The 18,181-nt window shown below is 65.1% G+C and carries 15 protein-coding genes and 1 pseudogene; all 16 read left to right on the top strand.

Going from position 1 to position 18,181, the window contains the following annotated elements; translation table 11 throughout:
• Nucleotides 1-915, top strand: coding sequence for a branched-chain amino acid ABC transporter permease (locus H8B02_RS14080; protein WP_229166792.1), 915 nt, complete (start codon nt 1-3; stop codon nt 913-915).
• Nucleotides 916-918: 3 nt separating this feature from the next.
• Nucleotides 919-1,992 (top strand): branched-chain amino acid ABC transporter permease, encoded by a 1,074-nt coding sequence (locus tag H8B02_RS14075; protein WP_229166791.1) that lies wholly within the window; start codon nt 919-921, stop codon nt 1,990-1,992.
• Nucleotides 1,993-2,022: 30 nt separating this feature from the next.
• Nucleotides 2,023-3,210 (top strand): ABC transporter substrate-binding protein, encoded by a 1,188-nt coding sequence (locus H8B02_RS14070; RefSeq protein ID WP_229166790.1) that lies wholly within the window; start codon nt 2,023-2,025, stop codon nt 3,208-3,210.
• An 88-nt stretch (nt 3,211-3,298) separates the two neighbouring features.
• Nucleotides 3,299-4,027, top strand: a complete 729-nt coding sequence (locus tag H8B02_RS14065) for a LamB/YcsF family protein (protein ID WP_229166789.1) — start codon at nt 3,299-3,301, stop codon at nt 4,025-4,027.
• A gap of 38 nt (nt 4,028-4,065) precedes the next feature.
• Nucleotides 4,066-4,308 (top strand): acetyl-CoA carboxylase, encoded by a 243-nt coding sequence (locus tag H8B02_RS14060; RefSeq protein ID WP_229166788.1) that lies wholly within the window; start codon nt 4,066-4,068, stop codon nt 4,306-4,308.
• A 14-nt stretch (nt 4,309-4,322) separates the two neighbouring features.
• A complete protein-coding gene (locus H8B02_RS14055; RefSeq protein ID WP_229166787.1) occupies nt 4,323-5,723 on the top strand; it encodes an acetyl-CoA carboxylase biotin carboxylase subunit in 1,401 nt (466 codons plus the stop codon).
• A gap of 43 nt (nt 5,724-5,766) precedes the next feature.
• On the top strand, nt 5,767-6,642 hold the full coding sequence (locus H8B02_RS14050) for a 5-oxoprolinase subunit B family protein (protein ID WP_229166786.1): 876 nt from the start codon (nt 5,767-5,769) through the stop codon (nt 6,640-6,642).
• On the top strand, nt 6,632-7,609 hold the full coding sequence (locus H8B02_RS14045) for a 5-oxoprolinase subunit C family protein (RefSeq protein WP_229166785.1): 978 nt from the start codon (nt 6,632-6,634) through the stop codon (nt 7,607-7,609). The genes H8B02_RS14050 and H8B02_RS14045 overlap by 11 nt, the downstream gene beginning before the upstream one ends.
• A gap of 210 nt (nt 7,610-7,819) precedes the next feature.
• A complete protein-coding gene (locus H8B02_RS14040; RefSeq protein ID WP_229166784.1) occupies nt 7,820-8,785 on the top strand; it encodes a LysR family transcriptional regulator in 966 nt (321 codons plus the stop codon).
• A gap of 106 nt (nt 8,786-8,891) precedes the next feature.
• On the top strand, nt 8,892-9,851 hold the full coding sequence (locus tag H8B02_RS14035; RefSeq protein ID WP_229166783.1) for an AraC-like ligand-binding domain-containing protein: 960 nt from the start codon (nt 8,892-8,894) through the stop codon (nt 9,849-9,851).
• 193 nt (nt 9,852-10,044) lie between these two features.
• Entirely contained in the window at nt 10,045-12,069 is a 2,025-nt protein-coding gene (locus H8B02_RS14030; protein ID WP_312000894.1) for a hydantoinase/oxoprolinase family protein, read from the top strand.
• 3 nt (nt 12,070-12,072) lie between these two features.
• A complete protein-coding gene (locus H8B02_RS14025; protein WP_229166781.1) occupies nt 12,073-14,034 on the top strand; it encodes a hydantoinase B/oxoprolinase family protein in 1,962 nt (653 codons plus the stop codon).
• Nucleotides 14,035-14,149: 115 nt separating this feature from the next.
• Nucleotides 14,150-15,256 (top strand): TMAO reductase system periplasmic protein TorT, encoded by a 1,107-nt coding sequence (gene torT / locus H8B02_RS14020; protein WP_229166780.1) that lies wholly within the window; start codon nt 14,150-14,152, stop codon nt 15,254-15,256.
• Nucleotides 15,257-15,323: 67 nt separating this feature from the next.
• A complete protein-coding gene (locus tag H8B02_RS14015) occupies nt 15,324-16,862 on the top strand; it encodes a sugar ABC transporter ATP-binding protein (protein ID WP_229166779.1) in 1,539 nt (512 codons plus the stop codon).
• Nucleotides 16,859-17,875 carry an ABC transporter permease gene (locus tag H8B02_RS14010; protein WP_229166778.1) on the top strand — a complete coding sequence of 339 codons (1,017 nt, stop codon included), beginning with the start codon at nt 16,859-16,861 and terminating at the stop codon, nt 17,873-17,875. The genes H8B02_RS14015 and H8B02_RS14010 overlap by 4 nt, the downstream gene beginning before the upstream one ends.
• Nucleotides 17,868-18,181: pseudogene (locus tag H8B02_RS14005) on the top strand (ABC transporter permease); the annotation flags it as partial. The gene H8B02_RS14010 and the pseudogene H8B02_RS14005, both read left to right, overlap by 8 nt.

Below are 18,181 nucleotides of genomic sequence, written 5' to 3'. Positions count from 1 at the left end.
ATGCGCGAGCTGCTCCAGATCATCTTCGACGCGTTGAGCCTCGGCAGCCTCTATGCGCTGGGCGCGCTCGGCATCGCCTTGATCTTCGGCGTCATGCGGCTCGTCAATTTCGCGCACGGCGATTTCATCGCCTTCTGCGTCTTCGCCATGCTGTGGCCGTCGATCGATGCGGCGGCGATCGTGTTTGCCGGCCAGTTGCCATTTTATCTGCTGATCCCGCTGCTGCTGCTGATCGGCGCCGCGCTGTCCATCCTGTCGGAGGTCGTCGTGTTCCGCCGCTTCCGCAACGCCAATCCGGCGACGATGATGATCGCGTCCTTCGCGCTCGGCTTCGTCATCCGGCATCTCCTGCTGATGCTGTTTTCCAGCCGGCCGAAGTCGATCACGCTGTGGCCGAGCCTCGGCCTGCCGGTCGAAGTCTTCGGCGCCCACATCCCGATGCTTCAGGTGGTGACCATCATCATCACGCTGGCCGTGCTTGTGATCCTCGTCCTGTTCCTGAAGCGCACGCGCTATGGGCTCGAGATGCGCGCGGCGGCCGATAATTTCACCATGGCGCGCATGCTCGGGGTCCGCGCCAACGGCGTGATCCTGCTGGCCTTCGCCATCAGCGGCATGCTGGCGGCGGCGATCGGCCTGATCCTGGCGACCAATTCCGGCACCGCCGACATCGGCATGGGCGCCAATGTAATGCTGATCGCGTTCATCGCGACCGTGATCGGCGGCCTCGGCAGTATTCCCGGCGCCGTTGCCGCCGGCTTCCTGATCGGTGCCGCCAGCGTCGTGTTCCAGGCGACCTTGCCGCACGACGCCCGCGTGTTCCGGGACGCGCTCGTCTACGGCGCCGTCATCGTCGTCCTTCTGGTGCGGCCGCAGGGCCTGTTCGCACCGAAATCCGCCAAGCAGAGGGTCTGATCGATGTCGCAGCGGCCGTCCGTCATCCGGCAAACGATCATCACGCCGATCGTGCTGATCGTGGCGCTGCTCATCATGGCCGCCCTCTCCTATGAGTTCGGCAGCCGGGCCTTCAACCGCACCGTGGTCGAGATGTTCATCAACATCATGGTGGTGGTCGGACTCTACGTCTTCGTCGGCAATTCGGGCCTGCTATCGTTCGGCCATATCAGCTTCATGTGCCTCGGCGCCTACATGACCGCCTGGCTCACCATTCCGCCTGTCATGAAGTCGATCACGCTCAAGGGCCTGCCAGCGTGGCTGCTTCATGCGCAACTGCCGATGTGGGTGGCGACGCCGATTTCCGGCCTGTTCGCCGCATTGTTCGCGCTGATCGTCGGGCGCGTCATCATGCGCCTGTCGGGCATTGCCGCCTCGATTGCGACCTTCGGCCTGCTCGGCGTCATCAACAATGTGTATTCGAACTGGGATTCGGTGACGGGCGGACAAGGTTCGATCGTCGGCATTCCGCCCACCATGAATGTCTGGACCGCATGGATCGGCGGCGCCGTGGCCATCGCGATCGCCTATCTCTATTCAATCTCGCGCTCGGGGCTCGCGCTGCGCGCCACACGCGACGAAGCGGTCGCCGCCAGCGCCTCCGGCATCGACATCGTCCGCGAGCGGCTGATCGCCTTCGTCGTCAGCGCCTTCATCATCGGGCTCGCCGGCGCGCTGTACGCGCATTTCCTGAGCATCGTCAATCCCGGCGCATTCTATCTGCGGACCACCTTCATCACGCTGTCGATGCTGGTGGTCGGCGGCATGTACAGCCTCAGCGGCGCGGTTTCGGGCGTGGTCGCGATATCGGTGCTGATCGAGCTGTTCCGTGATCTCGAGAAGGGCATCAGCCTGGGCGGGCACACCGTCGGCCTGCCGAACGGCGTGCAGGAGATCGCGATCGGGATAATCACCATCGTGATCCTGATGTACCTGCCGACGGGATTGACCCGCAACCGGGAGTTCTCATGGCGCCGATGGCCGTTGCAGCCGCGCCTGACCCGGCCTGTCCAGACCGCACTGAAGGAACTGCTCTGACGCTCGTTTGTAAAATTGGAGGAGTGGCATATGCGCTTTACGACATTACTCGGCATTCTGACCGGAGCATCCGCGCTCTGGTTCACGCCGGCCCAGGCGGCCGACGAGATCGTCGTTGGTTTTGCGACCGCGGCATCCGGATTCATGCAGGCCTATGACAAGCCGGCGCAGGACGCGGCGCTGATCCGGATCGATGAGATCAACAAGGCCGGCGGCCTGCTCGGCAAGAAGATCAAGCCGGTGTTTGCCGACACCAAGACCGATCAGGCCGAAGGCGCCAAAGCCGGCCTTGCGGTGCTCGACCAGGGCGCCGATCTCGTGATCGTCTCCTGCGACTACGATTACGGTGCACCCGCGGCCCTGCAGGCGCAGGCCGCCGGCAAGGTTTCCTTCTTCCTTTGCGCCGAATCGATCAAGGCCGGGATTCCCGGCGTCGGCCCGTTCTCGTTCTCGGCCTCGGTGCTGGCACCGGTGCAGGGCGCAACCATGTCGGAATGGGCGTACACCAAGAAGAACGCGCGCAGCTTCTATCGGCTGCTCGACAGCTGGACCGTCTACAACAAGGGCATTTGCGACGGCTTCGACTGGATGCTGCCGCGCCTGAAGGAGGCCAAGCTGGTCGGCAGCGACACCTTCAAGAACGACGATGCCTCGATCGCTTCGCAGATCACGCGGATCAAGAGCCTGCCGAAGGAACCCGACGCCATCATGCTCTGCACGATGATGCCGGGCGCCGTCTCCGCCATCAAGCAGATACGCGCCGCCGGCATCAAGTCGATGATCCTGAACGGCTCGGGCGTTGACGGCAGCTACTGGATCAACGCCGTTCCGGATCTGTCGAACTTCTATGTTCCCGTGCAGGGCTCGGTCTATGGCGACGATCCGAATCCGAAGGTCAACGAGTTCAACAAGAAGTACAAGGAAGTCACCGGCGGCGATCCGTCCAGCCAGTACGTCTATCCGGGCTACGTCCTGATCGATATCTGGGCCAAAGCGGTCGAACGCGCCAAATCGACCGATGCGGCGCCCGTGGTAGCCGAGCTCGAGAAGATGAAAGACGAGTCCACGCTGTTCGGGCCGCGCACCTTCACCAAGGACATCCACCACCAGAATCAGGGCCGTTACCTGATCGTCGACACCGAGGCCGGCAAGCCGAAGGTGATCGACCAGTGGACGATCTCGGAAAAGATCCCGCTCGATTATCTGGTGTCCAAATAACCCGGCAACGCGCCGCCCCGGGTGCGCCGGACGCACCCCGGGCGGCCGCGACGGTCGTATGCAAAGCCAGTTGGAAGGAAATCAGGAGATGGTCGTGATCAACTGCGACATGGGCGAGGCCTACGGCCTCTACAAGATGGGCGACGACAAGGCATTGATGCCCCATATCGACGTCGCCAACGTCGCCTGCGGCTTTCATGCCTCCGACTTCAACCACATGCGCAAGACCGTGCAGCTCGCCAAGGAGTTCGGCGTCAAGGTCGGCGCGCACCCCTCGCTGCCGGATCTGCAGGGATTCGGCCGCAGGGAAATGAAGATCAGCCGCGAGGAGTTGACCAACTGCCTGCTCTACCAGATCGGCGCACTCAAGGCCTTCCTGGATGCCGAAGGCATGGCGCTCAATCATATCAAGCCGCACGGTGCGCTCTACGGCATGGCGTCGCGCAACGAGGACATCGCCGAGGCCGTGGCGGACGCCGCCGATGTCTACAAGGTGCCGCTGCTCGGCATGAAGGGAACGCTGCACCAGCAGGTCTATGAGCGCCGCGGCCACGCCTTCGTCGCCGAATACTATGCCGACCTCGACTACAATGCCGACGGCAGCCTGATCATCACGCGCGAGCACGAGGCGAAGGATCCGGCCGACGCGGCCATCCGATGCGCGAGAGCCGTCAACGAGGGCAAGACGCGTACGGTGGCGGGAAACGACATCGTGGTCGGCGCCGATTCGATCTGCATTCACTCCGACACGCCGAACGCCGTCGCCATCGCGGAGGCCGTCCGCGAAGCGGTTCGTCCCTATCTCACCGCACGCTGAACCGTCGCGGCAAAAAACCAACGACTCACGAGGACACCATGGCAACGCAGCAGATCTTCTCGCCGCTCCCGGGCATCTTTTACCGCAAGCCCGCCCCCGACAAGCCGTTCTACAAGAACGACGGCGACGTCGTCGCGGAGAGCGACACGATCGGGCTCATCGAGGTGATGAAATCGTTCAATGAGGTGAAGGCCGGCGCCGCCGGCAAGATCGTTCGCTTCCTGGCCGAGAACGAGGATGCCGTGATGGCCGGTCAGCCGATCGCCGAAATCGACGTTTGAGCCCCCGACCAGCCATGGCGATCAAGAAGCTCCTCATAGCCAACCGCGGCGAGATCGCGGTGCGCATCATCCGCGCAGCGCGCGATCTCGGCATTGCGACCGTCCAGGTCTACAGCAAGGCCGACAAGGATTCGCTCGCGGTGAGACTAGCCGACGAGTCGGTCGATATCGGTCCGCCGCAGGCGTCAAAATCCTATCTCAACCAGGCGGCCATCCTCGCCGCAGCGCACGGCGCCGGTGCCGACGCCATCCACCCCGGCTACGGCTTCCTGGCCGAGAATGCCGAGTTCGCGGCCGCGGTCGAAGCCGCCGGATTGATCTTCGTCGGCCCGACCGCGCAATCGATCCGGCTGATGGGCGATAAGGTCGCGGCGCGCGAGGCCGCCGCCTCGGCCGGTGTGCCGACCGTCCCCGGCAGCCAGGGGCGGCTGGAATCGGCAGACGCGGCCTTCGCGCTCGTCGAGAAAACCGGCTTCCCTGTCATGATCAAGGCCGCCGCCGGCGGCGGCGGACGCGGCATTCGCATCGCGCGGTCCGCCGAGGAATTTCATCACCTGATGCCGCAGGCACAGGCCGAGGCGCTCGCAGCGTTCGGCGACGGCGGGCTCTATGTCGAGAAGCTGATCGAAGGCGCGCGGCACATCGAGGTCCAGGTGCTCGGCGATGGACGCAACGTGATCCATTGCTTCGAGCGCGAATGCTCGTTGCAGCGTCGCCGCCAGAAGGTCTGGGAAGAAGCCCCCTCGCCCTCGCTCACCCAGGCGGTGCGTGAAAAGCTCTGCACGTCCGCCGTGGCGCTGGCCAAGGCGGTCAACTACCGTGGCGCCGGGACGCTCGAATATCTCTACGACGACAGGACCGGCGACTTCTACTTCCTCGAGATGAACACCCGCATCCAGGTCGAGCATCCCGTCACCGAAATGGTCACCGGCATCGACCTCGTGCGCGAGATGATCCGGATCGCCGGCGGTGAGCCCTTGCGCATCCATCAGGACGCGGTGCGCGTCAGCGGCCATTCGATCGAGGTCCGCATCAACGCCGAGGACCCCGCCAGGAATTTCCTGCCCAATCCGGGTACGGTGAGTGCGCTCAGCGTCCCCGGCGGCGACGGCGTACGCTTCGACAGCATGCTCTATGCGGGCTATACGGTACCTCCGTTCTACGACAGCCTGCTCGGCAAGCTGATCGTGCACGACAAGGATCGGCCGAGCGCCATCAGACGACTCGAGCGCGCGCTTGCCGAGCTCAGCGTCGAGGGCATTTCCACGACAAAGCCCCTGCACCAGGCGCTGGCGCGCGACGCCGACGTCAAGGCCGGACGCTTCCATACGGCATGGCTCGAGCCGTGGCTGGAGTCCCATGCCGCCGGCCTTGCCACCGCTCAGCCGCCATCGGCCGTGAAGGTCGCGCCATGATGGCGAGAGAATCCGCCCCGTCAGCAACAGGAGGCCGCTAGTCATGCAAACTCGATTTTCCTTCGGCGGCGACGAGCACATTTTCGCCGAGGTCGGCGAAGCGATGTCGCTCGAGGCCTTTTTCAAGAGCCTCTTCATCACCAATGCGGTGCGCGACGCGAAGATCAAGGGCGTCACCGAGATCTGCCCGGCAAACGCGTCCTATCAGGTCAAGTTCGATCCGGATCAGATCAAGCCCGACGATCTGCTGACCGAGCTGAAGCGGCTGGATTCCGCATCCGAGAAATCGGAACCGGTGATCAAGACGCGGATCATCGAGATTCCCGTGCTCTACAACGATCCCTGGACGCATGAGACGTTGATGCGCTTCCGCGAGCGTCATCAGGACCCGAACGGGACCGACCTCGAATACGCCGCGCGCATCAACGGCCTCGACGGCGTCGACGCCTTCATCAAGTCGCATTCCAGCGCACCCTGGTTCGTCTCGATGGTCGGCTTCGTCGCCGGCCTGCCCTTCCTCTACCAGATGGTCGAGCGCAAGCGGCAGCTTCAGGCGCCGAAATATCTGCGCCCGCGCACCGACACGCCGAAGCTCACCGTCGGACATGGCGGCTGCTTCAGCTGCATCTACTCGGTGCGCGGCGCCGGCGGCTACCAGATGTTCGGCATCACGCCGATGCCGATCTACGATCCCAACCAGAACATCAGCTATTTGCGCGACTTCATGTGCCTGTTCCGACCGGGCGACATCGTGAAGTGGAAGCCGATCGACCGGGCGGCCTATGACGCCGCGGTCGCCGACGTCGACGCCGGCCGCTTTGCGCCGGTGATCCGCGACGTCTCGTTCTCGCTGACCGAGTTCAACCGCGACGTTGATGCCTACAACGCCAAGCTCGATGGAGTTCTCCATGGCCGTTAAGGTTTTGAAGCCGGGTCTTGCGACCACCGTCCAGGACCTCGGACGTCCGGGCTACTACCATATCGGCATCCCGCTCTCCGGCGGCATGGACCGTCACGCGCTGGTCGCAGCCAATTTGCTGGTCGGCAACGACGCCGGCGCTGCCGTGCTTGAAGCCGTGTTCATGGGACCCGAGCTCGAATTCACCGAGGACGCAACCGTCGCGGTCACCGGCGCGGAGCTGCCGCCGAAACTCGACGGCGAGCCGCGCGAAACCTGGACCAGCTTCAGGGTGAAGCGCGGCCAGATCCTCTCATTCGACTTCCTCAAGCAGGGTGCGCGCGGCTACATCGCAGTCGCCGGCGGCATCGACGTGCCCGTCGTCCTCGGCTCGCGCTCGACCTACGCGCTCGGCGCGCTCGGCGGCTTCAAGGGCCGCAAGCTCGATGCCGGCGACGAGCTGCCAATCGGCAGTGCCGCCGCAACGGGCAAGGACGGACGAACCGTTGCCAGGGATTTGCGCGGACAACCGGCAGGGATGCCGACGGAACTGCGCGCCATGCCCGGTCTCTACTGGCACCGCATCACCGAGGCGGCCGGCAACGGCTTCTTCTCCGACACCTGGAAGGTGGCGCCGGAAGCCGACCGGATCGGCTACCGCTTCAAGGGCGGCAAGCCGCTCGAATTCGTTCCGCGCGAACCGCCATTCGGCGCCGGCTCCGACCCGTCCAACATCACCGATGCCTGCTATCCCTACGGCTCGATCCAGGTTCCCGGCGGCACCGAGCCCATCGTGCTGCATCGTGATGCAGTCTCCGGCGGCGGCTACTTCATGGTCGGGACCGTGATCGCCGCGGACATGGATCTGATCGGCCAGCTGCAACCCAACACGCCGGTGAAGTTCGTCAAGGTCGACATGAACCAGGCGCTTGCGGTCCGCAAGAGCCGGTCGGAATTGCTGGGCAAGCTGCACAACGCGCTGGCGTAGCCGCCGGCAGCCGCGTCGCTATCCGCCAAAGTCCGCGGCCACCGATCGGGGTGACCGCGCGCATTCCAGGCTTCAGGCCGTCGGTTGCGGCCTCTCGCGCCTGATATTGACGTCACCGCGCGCCCTGCACCTGTCGGCACGAGAGTTGCAACGAATGCAGCCGGGCTGAGAAACATCGCTCATGAGTTAGGCAACATCGGAACAACCGCGATGTCCGTTTCTCTGAAACAGATCCGCTACTTCGTCGCCGCCGCCGAGACCGGGCGCATCAGCCAGGCGGCGATCGACCTCAACGTCTCGCAATCCGCGGTCACCGCGGCCATTCAGCAGCTCGAAGCGACCGTCTGCGCCCGCCTCCTGGAGCGCGCGCCGAACGGCGTGACCGTCACCATGGAAGGCAGCCGCTTCCTGTCGCAGGGCCGTCAAATCCTCGCCGTCGTCGCCGAAGCGGTGCGGAACACGCAGATATCTGCGGGACCGCTGTTCGGCACGGTCCGCATCGGCGTCACCTACACCGTGTCGGGCTACTTCCTCCCGCGCCACCAGAAGCGCTTCCAGGCAAGCTTTCCCGGCATCACGATCGAGCTGTTCGAGGCGCCCCGCGACGTGCTCGAACGCGCGCTCGTCGACGGCGCGCTCGATCTCGCGGTGATGCTGGTTTCGAACCTGCGCGACAACGCCAAGCTCACCAGCGAGACGCTCCTGCGATCGCCGCGCCGCCTGTGGCTTGCGCCCGAGCATCCGCTGACCCGTGCCGAGCGGGTCCATCTCGCTGAGATCGCCACCTATCCTTACGTCATGCTCACCGTCGACGAGGCCAAGCACACCTCGATGCGCTACTGGAGCAACGCCTCGCTCGAACCGAACACGATCTTCCGCACCTCCTCGGTCGAAGCCGTGCGCTCAATGGTCGCGGGCGGCATGGGGATCGCCATTCTCTCCGACCTGATCTACCGACCCTGGTCGCTGGAGGGACAGCGGATCGAGACCCGCGTCATCGAGGACGAGGTGCCCAGCATGGATATCGGTCTTGCCTGGCGGCGCGACACCAAGCCGTCGGAAGCCGCGATGGCGTTCCGCGATTTCATGCGCTTTGCGGTTGCAGGCGTGGGGCCGGCCCGGCCTCCTCTCAGCATGGATCACCGGCACCAGGCCGAAGAGGCGATCGAAATCTAGAATATCTGTTTCCGTTTTATTCGACTTGACGCCGTCCGGCAGTCCTCGCCAAACTTTGGCCGGGGACACGACGACCGGAGGCACAGCCGGCGGCGGGGAGTGAGACATGCAAGTCACCTACACGACCAACGACATCCCGTTGCAGACGCGCCGCCAGTACTGGCAGGAGGTCGTCTCGAAGACTTATTACTCGCTCGACCTGCGCTTTCCGAGCACCCGCGACTTCAATGCGCGCCTCGGCGCCTGGTCGATGGGTCCCCTCTCGGTCTCGCGAAACATCGCCAACGGCCTGCTGTACAAGCGCCATGAACGGCACCTCCTGAACGAGCGCGAGGAATCCTTCCTGATCACGGTGCCCGAACTTGCCGAAATCCGTTTCGAGCAGGACGGCAAGATCGTGCACTGCCGGCCGGGCGCGTTCCTGATCGAGCGCAGCCACCTCCCCTACGAGTTCAGCCATCAGGATCCGACGGCGCTGTGGTGTCTGAAGATCCCGAGCGCGGTGCTGCGCAGCCGGATTTCGCGGCCCGAGCGCCTCGCCACGCTCCAATTCGACGCCAGCCGCAGCGTCGGCGCGCTGTTCGTCGACACGCTGCGCCTCTCCAGTGAGCGGATCGAGGAAATGGACGAGACGGCGCGCGCGATGATGGGCAAGCACCTCGTCGAGCTGCTTGCGATGGCCATCGAATCCGACGACCGCGTGCTGACCGGCCACTCGTCCTCGGTGCGCAACGGCCACCTGCTGCGCTGCGAGCAGTTCATCCGTGCCCGCCTCGACGACATGCGGCTCACGCCACAGATGGTCGCCGACGGCTGCGGCATATCGCTACGCTACCTGCACCAGATCTTCGAGGGCGAGGGCCTGACCGTCTGCGCCTACATCCGCAACCAGCGGCTATCGATGTGCGACGCCCTGCTGCGCGACGCGAGCTGTCGCAAGAGCATCTCCGAAATCGCCTACCAATGGGGCTTTGCCGACCAGGCGCAATTCAGCCGCAACTATCGCGGCCGGTTCGGCTGCACCCCGAGCGAGGCGCGCGCCACCTCGCGCGCCGCCAACGCCTGAACAGGGCTTCGGTACTGCACCCATCTGACCGTCTAGCTGACCGCTTCCGGGGCAGCCCGCCGCCGGTCCGGGCACGCATGGCCCGTCATGCGGTTCGCTCTCTCGCACAAGTTTTCCTGCGCTCAGCGTCAAGAACCCGAGCCGCCGCTCTGCCTAAGATCGGCGAAACGCTTGTTCGAAAGGAAGACGCATGGTGCAGGACCTTCGTGTGGCTGTCGATGTCGGGGGCACGTTCACCGACATCTGCATTATGGACGAGACGACCGGTCTCATCCGCATCGAGAAGACCTCCTCCACGCGCGATCCGATCGAAGGCATCATGGGCGGCGTATCCAAGGCCGGAATCGATCTTTCCAGGGTGGCGCTGTTCTCGCACGGCACGACGGTTGCCACCAACGCGCTGATCACGCGCCGCCTGCCCCGCACCGCCGTGGTCACGACCAAGGGGTTCCGCGACGTCATCGAGATCAGGCGCGCCAACAAGGAAGACCTCTGGGACACCTACAAGGACGTTGTCCCGCCCTATGTGCCGCGGCGCGATCGCCTGACCGTGCCCGAGCGCGTCGATGCCGGCGGCAAGGTGATCGAACCGCTCGACGTCGAGGCCGCACGCGACGTCGCACGCATCCTCAAGCGTCGCGGCGTCGCCGCGGTCGCAGTCTGCTTCATGAACGCCTATCTCAACGGCGCCAATGAGCGCGCGATGCGCGACATCCTGCTGGCGGAGATGCCCGACATTCCGGTGTCGATCTCCTCGCAGGTGCTTCCCGAGATCTTCGAGCATGAGCGGTTCTCGACCACGGTTGCCAACGCCGTCGTGAGCCCGGTCGTCGTCAATTACACGAGCCGGCTCGGCGAACGCCTGGCGCATGAGGGCTACACGCGCGACCTACTGCTGCTGCACACCGGCGGTGGGGTGATGACGCCGGCAAGCGTCAAGGACTTTGCGGCGCGCCTCGCCGGCTCCGGCATCGCCGCCGGCGCCATCGCAAGCCGCTATATCGCCGGCCTGTGCGGCTTTCCCAATTCGATCGGCCTCGACATGGGCGGCACGTCCACCGATGTGTCGCTCGCCTATGAGGGTCGCTCGCGCGTCACCAAGGACTGGCACATCGAATTCGGCTATCCGATCCGCTTCGCCTCGATCGAGGTGCTCACCATCGGTGCCGGCGGCGGCTCGCTAGCCTGGACCGACCCGGCCGGCTCCCTGCGCAACGGCCCGCAATCTGCCGGTGCCCATCCGGGACCGGCCTGCTACGGCAACGGCAACACCCAGCCGACCAACACCGACGCCAACGTGACACTGGGCCGGCTCGGCACCGACCTCGCGGGCGGCAAGGTGAAGCTCGACCCCGAGCTGGCGCGGAAAGCCGTCGAGAGCGGCGTCGCCAAGCCGTTCGGCCTCGGCCTGCACGAGGCCGCAGACGCGATCGTCAAGGTCGCCAATGCCAACATGTCGGATGCGGTGCGGCTGATCTCGATCAGTCGCGGCTACGACCCGCGCGACTTTGCGCTGGTGGCGTTCGGCGGCGCCGGCGCCCTGCATGGCGTCGACGTCGCGCGCGAGCTGTCGATTCCCGTCGTGATCGTACCGCCCAATCCCGGCGTGACCTCCGCGCTCGGCTGCCTGCTCGTCGACATGCAGCACGATTTCTCGCAGAGCTGCATGGTCGACGCGGCCGACGCCGACGCCGACGAGATCGAGGCGCAGTTCGCCGAGATTGAGAAAGCCGCGCTCGCGCGGCTCGCCCATGAGGGCGTCGCGCAGCAGGATATCGTGCTGCAGCGGTCGATCGACATGATGTATCGCGGCCAGTGGCGTTCGCTCGCGGTGAACGCGCCGCAGCCGATCGGCGCGATCGCCGACCTGGTGCAGAGCTTCCACGCCGAGCACCAGCGCGAATACAATTTCCGCCGCGACAGCGCGCCGGTCAGCTTCTTCCGTCTCAATCTGAAAGCGGTCGGAGTGGTTCCCAAGGCCGAATTTGCCGTTCACAAGCCGACCGGCGCTAGCCCCGAGCCGGTTGGCCGCCGCAGGGTCTGGTTCGAGGGCAGCGGGCTCGATACGCCCGTCTATCAGCGCGACGACCTGCCCTGCGGCTTCTCCTTTCAAGGCCCCGCGATCATCGAGCAGCTCGATGCGACGACCGTGGTGCCGCCCGGCGCCGCCGCCGAGGTCGACAAATATCTCAACATCATCATCCGCGTGAAGGAGTGAACCATGACCGGAGCTCTCCCGCTCGACCCCGTAACCTTCGAGGTTCTGAAGAATTCCTTCATCACCAGCGTCGACCAGATGGGCGAGCAGGTGCTGCGGACCTGCTACTCCTTCGTCATCTACAACCGCGACTTCTCGAGTGCGCTGCATGACGCCAACGGCGAATGTGCGGCACAAGGCAACCAGGATATCGCCGTCCACGTCGGCACGCTGCATTTCACCTGCAAGGACGTGATGCGCCATTTCGAAGGCGACATGCATGAGGGCGACGTCTTTGCGATCAACGATCCCTATGCCGGCGGCACGCATTTTTCCGACGTGCGGCTGATCCGTCCGATCTTCGCCGACGGCAAGATCATCGCCTTCAGCCAGTCCAACGGGCACTGGTCGGACGTCGGCGGCAGCGTGCCGGGGTCGTTCGACGTCGCCGCCCGCGAGATGTTCCGCGAGGGCCTGCGCATCACGCCGGTCCGCCTGTTCGACAAGAACGGCTTGCGCAAGGACGTCGCGCATCTGATCGCCTCCAACACCCGCGACCCGGCCTCGATCATCGGCGATATCCAGGCACAGGCCGAAGCAACCGCGGTCTGCGAACGCGAGATCCTGCGTCTGGTCGGCAAATACGGCCGCGATACCGTTGAGACCGGGCTTGCCGCCGTGCAGGACTATGTCGAGCGCTCGGCTCGCCAGCGCATCGCAGCGCTGCCCGACGGCGAATGGGAAACGGTCGACTACATCGACCGCGATCCGGCCGGTGGCGAAGGCATGATCCCGATCCGCATCAAGATGACGATCAAGGGCGACCGCGCGATCTACGATTTCACCGGCAGCCATCCGACCATCGGCTCGATCTACAACTCGGCGTTCGGCGCGACCTTTTCTGCCGTTGCCGCCGGCATGAAGACCTTCTTCCCCGATCTGCCGCTCAATTCCGGCTTCTACCGCTGCTTTGACATCATCGCCCCCGAAGGCTCGATCGTCGATGCCAAATGGCCGATCGCGGTCACCGGCTTCCTGATGCCGTTCGAGAAGATCATGAACTCGATCTACGAAATGTGGTCGAAGCTGATGCCGGAACGCGCGCTCGCCTGCGCCTTCAATCTCGAATACCTGCTCACCGGCGGTCTCGACGCCCGCAGCGCCGACAAGCCGATCTTCATGTTCTACGACTGGTTGCCGGGCGGCTGGGGCGGCCGCAACGGCAAGGACGGCAGCAATGTCACGACCGCCTGCTTCGGCACCGGGCTGATGTCGCAGCCGGTCGAAGGCCAGGAGCGCGCCAATCCGATCCTGACCACCGAATGCGAGATCCTCAAGGACTCGCCCGGCCCGGGCAAATGGCGCGGTGGCGCCGGCGTGGTGAAGACGTCGCGAATGCTGCAGGCCGAGAAGACCGTGATCTCCTATATCTGCGACCGCGAGCGCGCCATCGTGTGGGGCATCGAGGGTGGCCTGCCGTCGATGCCGCACGGCCTGACCTTGAAGCGCGCCGGCAGCGCCGCCGAGGAGCGATTGGGCTCGATCTTCTCGGACGTGCCGATCGGCGAAGGCGACGTCTTTTCTCGTCCGACCGCCGGCGGCGGCGGGTTCGGCGATCCGCTGGAGCGCGATCCGAACCTCGTGATCGAGGACATCAAGGACGACTATGTCTCGGTCGAGCGTGCCGCCAAGGATTATGGCGTCGTGGTGCACACCATCGACGCCGAGCTCTGCAACTACGAAATCGACAAGGTCGCAACCGCGGCGCTCCGTGCCAAGATCCGCTCCGAGCGCGTTGCCAATGCCCGTCTCGATCCGGAGAAGGTGGCACAGCGCTACCGCAGCAGAGAGATCAACGCGTTCGATGTGATCCGAAAGCACGCGGTGATCCTCGACTGGGGCACCGGCGCGCTGCTTCCCGAATCCACCCGCCAGTTCCGCGAAGCATTCGAGCGTCGCTCGGTAGCGATGTGGAAAGCGGGCTGATCGTCAGCGGCAGCCGCGCCGCCGGCAGACGGCGCGGTCCATGCACCAAAGAGGATTCGAGCCGTCGCCTCCCCCGCATCGCCTGCACTTTCATTCAAACCATGAGGATAGCGCTATGACGATCACGACGGGCCTTTCTTCCAATCGACTGTGGCCGATCCGCTCCGTACTCGGCATCGCCGCGGCCCTCGCGCTTGCCAGCACCGCCACGCCGGCGGCGGCCGGGACCGAGACACCTTGGTTTCCAATGAAGGTCTACGACGCGTCATCCGGCACGCCGAAGCCGGCGGACTACACGCCGCTGGCGAAGGCCGAGAAGCCCTACAGGCTGTGCGTGCTGTTTCCGCACATGAAGGACAGCTTCTGGGTCGCCGTCGCGTACGGCCTCGTGAAACAGGCCGAAGCGATGAACGTCAACATGAACCTCTACGAGGCTGGCGGTTACGAAAATCTGCCCAAGCAGCTTTCGCAATTCGATGACTGCATGGCGAGCGGACCGGACGCGATCATCGTCGGCGCGATCTCCGGCGCGGGGCTCAGCAAGAAGTTCGAGGAGGCCAAGGCCAAGGGCGTGCCGGTAGTCGGCGTCACCAATCCGCTGCCGCCGAACGCACTGCCCGCGGCCAACTATGTCGATTTCGTCGCCATGGGCGAGGTCACCGGCGACGGCCTGCTGGCGCAGACCAAGCCTGGCGACAAGCTCAACATCGTGACGTTCCCCGGTCCGGCCGGCTCGGGCTGGGCGGAATCGTTCAATGAAGGATTCAAGAAGGCCATCGCCAAGGACTCGAACGCCAAGATTCTGGCCGAGAAGTTCGGCGACTCCGGTGTTGCTGTGCAACTTCAGTTGATCCAGGACGCATTGCAGGCTTATCCCAGCATGAACGTGATCTGGGGCACCGCCCCCACCGCCGAAGCTGCCATCGGCGCCGTCGCGGAGGCCGGCCGAAGCGACCTGAAGATCGTGTCGTCCTACGAAAACCAGGCCATGCTCGACGCGCTGAACCGCGGCGATATCCTCGCCTTCGCAACCCAATATCCCGTCGGCGAAGGCGCTATCGCGATCGACCAGGCCGTGCGTCTCATCGAGAAGAAGCCGGTCATGAGCCTGGTCCAGCCGGTGGCCACGGTGATCGACAAGACCTCCGCACCGAAATTGCAGATGGATCTCGTGCTGGCGCCCGCAAGCTGGTCGCCGGTCTATTCGGTCAAAGCCAAGTAACCCGCGCCGAACGGTCAAGGCGGGAGCCGTGCTCCCGCCTGCTTGCTCACGGCTCACGGAGAAGCGGATGAACGTCGAGATCGACCCGAGGCCGGCCGAGCCCTTGCTTCAGTTGCGGGGGATATCGAGGCGATTCACCGGCGTCCGTGCGCTCGACCGCGTCGACCTCGATGTCCGTGCCGGCGAACTTCACGTCCTGTTCGGCGAGAACGGCGCCGGCAAATCGACCCTGATCAATGTCGTATCCGGTACGTTTCCACCCGACGAAGGCACGTTCCATTTCGGCGGCGAGGAGATCCGGCATCTGACGCCGCAGCGCGCCCGCGAGATCGGCATCAGTCCGGTGTTCCAGGAGTTCTCGCTGATCCCGAGCCTCACCGTGGAAGAGAACCTGTTCCTTGGTCGCGAAATCGCCCACGGCGGGGTGTTGCGCGCACGCGAGATGCGCAAGCGGGCCAGGGCGCTGATCGACGAGCTCGGCTTCGACCTCGATCCCACGCAACGGATCGACGACCTGTCCCGCGCGCATCAGCAGATGGCCGAGATCGCCAAGGCGCTGCTCGGCCGCGTCCGTCTTTTGATCCTCGATGAGCCGACCGCGTCGTTGACCGAACGCGAAACCGGACGGCTGTTCGAGCTGATCGCGCGCCTGAAGAGCCAAAATGTCGGACTGATCTATGTCTCGCACCGCATGCGCGAAATCCGCGCCTTGGCCGACCGTGTAACGGTACTTCGAGACGGCCGTCACATCCGGACCCTCGATGCCGCAAGGTCGACGGACAGCGAACTCGTGGAGCTGATGACCGGCCGCACCATCGACCTGCTGTTTCCCGCCATCGCCCACCGGCCGGACAAGGTGATGGTCGACGTCGAGAACCTGACGCTCGCCGACGGCAGCGTCAGGGAGGTCAATTTCCATGCCCGGGCCGGCGAGATCACCGGCATCGCGGGCCTCGTCGGCTGCGGCAAGTCAGAGCTGATCCGTGCAATCTACGGCATCGAGCGCGCGTCAGCGGGCGCGATCCGGATCGACGGCGCACCTTACGAATTTCCAACGCCAAGACAAAGCCTCAAGCGCGGCGTCGCCTACTTCCCCGCCAACCGGATCGCCGAAGGGCTCGCGCTGTCCCGTCCGATCCGCGAGAACGCATCGATAACCGGGCTCGACCTGCCCGCCTTCGCCCGCTTCGGCGTCTTACGGCAGGCCGCCGAACGCGTGACGATCGCGGGTATCATGGAGCAGCTGCAGCTGCGGCCGCCGAATATCGAACGGAGCGCCGGCGCGCTGTCGGGCGGCAACCGTCAGAAAGTGATGCTGGGACGCGCGCTGACCCGCGAGCTGACCGTGTTCCTGTTCGACGAGCCGAGCGTCGGCATCGACGTCGGCGCCAAGCTCGAGGTCTACGAGTTCATGAAGCGCCTCGTCGAGGCCGGCGCCGCCGTGATCGTGGTGTCGTCCGAACTGCCCGAGGTGCTGGCGCTGTCGAACCGGCTCTACGTCATGCATCAGGGCCGCATCGCCGCCGAGCTGACGGGCGCCGCGAAGACCGAGCAGAATGTGCTTTCGAGCTTCTTCCGCGATCATCTCGCCGCGGAGGTCGCATGAACACGGCCCTGGTCGCCGCAGCGCCACGGGGCTTGGTCAGCCTCCGGTCGATCGCAGGCCGGATCGGGTTGCTGCCGGCGCTGCTTGTGGTGCTCGTGGCCGGCATGTCGGCGGTCGATGCGCAGTTCTACGGCATCATCAACGTCCTCAACATCTTGCGCAACGCCTCGCTGCTGGCGATCGTCGCCTGCGGCCAGGCGCTGGTCATCATCGCGGGCGGCTTCGATCTTTCGGTCGGCGCAGTGGTCGCCCTGGCGAGCGTCGTCACCGCCAAGACCATGGCGGCCACCGCGGCCGCATTTCCCGGCTCCAACGTCATCATCATCGCCAGCGGGGTCGCGGCCGGACTCGGTTGCGGCGTCGCGGTCGGGCTCGTCAACGGCTTCTGCGTGGCAAAGCTCAAGGTCTCCGGCTTCGTGGTGACCCTGGGCACGATGTCCGCGACCGCCGGTGTCGGCCTCATGATCACCAACGGCATTCCCGTTTACGGCATGCCCGAAATATTCGTGAAAGGCTTCGGACGCGCCCAGGCATTTGGTCTGCCGACCGCCGCCCACGTCGCGCTGATCGTGATCCTGGTGATGGTGTTTGCACAGCGGCGCACGTTGTTCGGCCGCTACGTTTACGCGATCGGCGGCAATGTCGATGCCGCCGTGGTGTCGGGCGTGACGATCCAGCGCCATATCGTTGGCACCTACGTGATCTCGAGCGTCCTTGCGGCATTGACCGGCATTCTGCTGACCGCACAGGTCGGCTCCGGCCAGGCAAGCTTTGGCGGCGACCGGATGATGCTGCAGTCGATCGCCGCCGCCGTCATCGGCGGCGTCAGCTTGCGCGGTGGCGTCGGGCGCGTCGAGATTGTCGCCATCAGCGCGCTGTTCCTCACCATTCTTGGCAACGCACTCAACCTCCTGCACGTCGACTCGCGGCTTCAGCCGGTCTTCCTCGGCGTCATCATGGTCGCAGCCGTGGCGCTCGACGAACTCAGCCGACGGAGCAAGCCGCGTGTCTGATCTCGAATTGACGGTTGCCGCCAAGGACACCGACCGGCCGAAGCTGATGCTGGGCCGCCGACTCTGGAGCGCGGTCCTGCCGGTCGCGCTGGCAGTGCTGCTGCTCGGCTTCGCCGCGGTCGACCGCGGGGTGCTGTCGCCCGCCAATCTGCTCAACATCGCACAGCAGACCAGCTATCTGGCACTGTTTGCGATGGCGCAGACCGTGGTCATCCTGACGCGCGGCTTCGACCTTGCACTTGGCCCGACGGTATCGATGGTCAGCGTCGGCAGCGCGCTCGCGATGGCCGGCGCCACGGCGTCTGG

Source organism: Bradyrhizobium altum (assembly GCF_020889705.1).
In the GTDB taxonomy this organism is placed as follows: domain Bacteria; phylum Pseudomonadota; class Alphaproteobacteria; order Rhizobiales; family Xanthobacteraceae; genus Bradyrhizobium; species Bradyrhizobium altum.
The sequence above is the reverse complement of the archived record's forward strand: the minus strand, read 5'-3'. Positions and strand labels throughout refer to the sequence as shown.

What these genes read in the sequence shown, in the direction of transcription:
- H8B02_RS14055 (WP_229166787.1), top strand. Translation starts at nt 4,323, where the DNA reads ATGGCGATCAAGAAGCTCCTCATAGCCAACCGCGGCGAGATCGCGGTG.
- H8B02_RS14025 (WP_229166781.1), top strand. Translation starts at nt 12,073, where the DNA reads ATGACCGGAGCTCTCCCGCTCGACCCCGTAACCTTCGAGGTTCTGAAG.
- H8B02_RS14060 (WP_229166788.1), top strand. Translation starts at nt 4,066, where the DNA reads ATGGCAACGCAGCAGATCTTCTCGCCGCTCCCGGGCATCTTTTACCGC.
- H8B02_RS14010 (WP_229166778.1), top strand. Translation starts at nt 16,859, where the DNA reads ATGAACACGGCCCTGGTCGCCGCAGCGCCACGGGGCTTGGTCAGCCTC.
- H8B02_RS14075 (WP_229166791.1), top strand. Translation starts at nt 919, where the DNA reads ATGTCGCAGCGGCCGTCCGTCATCCGGCAAACGATCATCACGCCGATC.
- H8B02_RS14045 (WP_229166785.1), top strand. Translation starts at nt 6,632, where the DNA reads ATGGCCGTTAAGGTTTTGAAGCCGGGTCTTGCGACCACCGTCCAGGAC.
- H8B02_RS14065 (WP_229166789.1), top strand. Translation starts at nt 3,299, where the DNA reads ATGGTCGTGATCAACTGCGACATGGGCGAGGCCTACGGCCTCTACAAG.
- H8B02_RS14035 (WP_229166783.1), top strand. Translation starts at nt 8,892, where the DNA reads ATGCAAGTCACCTACACGACCAACGACATCCCGTTGCAGACGCGCCGC.
- H8B02_RS14070 (WP_229166790.1), top strand. Translation starts at nt 2,023, where the DNA reads ATGCGCTTTACGACATTACTCGGCATTCTGACCGGAGCATCCGCGCTC.
- H8B02_RS14080 (WP_229166792.1), top strand. Translation starts at nt 1, where the DNA reads ATGCGCGAGCTGCTCCAGATCATCTTCGACGCGTTGAGCCTCGGCAGC.
- H8B02_RS14015 (WP_229166779.1), top strand. Translation starts at nt 15,324, where the DNA reads ATGAACGTCGAGATCGACCCGAGGCCGGCCGAGCCCTTGCTTCAGTTG.
- H8B02_RS14050 (WP_229166786.1), top strand. Translation starts at nt 5,767, where the DNA reads ATGCAAACTCGATTTTCCTTCGGCGGCGACGAGCACATTTTCGCCGAG.
- H8B02_RS14040 (WP_229166784.1), top strand. Translation starts at nt 7,820, where the DNA reads ATGTCCGTTTCTCTGAAACAGATCCGCTACTTCGTCGCCGCCGCCGAG.
- torT (WP_229166780.1), top strand. Translation starts at nt 14,150, where the DNA reads ATGACGATCACGACGGGCCTTTCTTCCAATCGACTGTGGCCGATCCGC.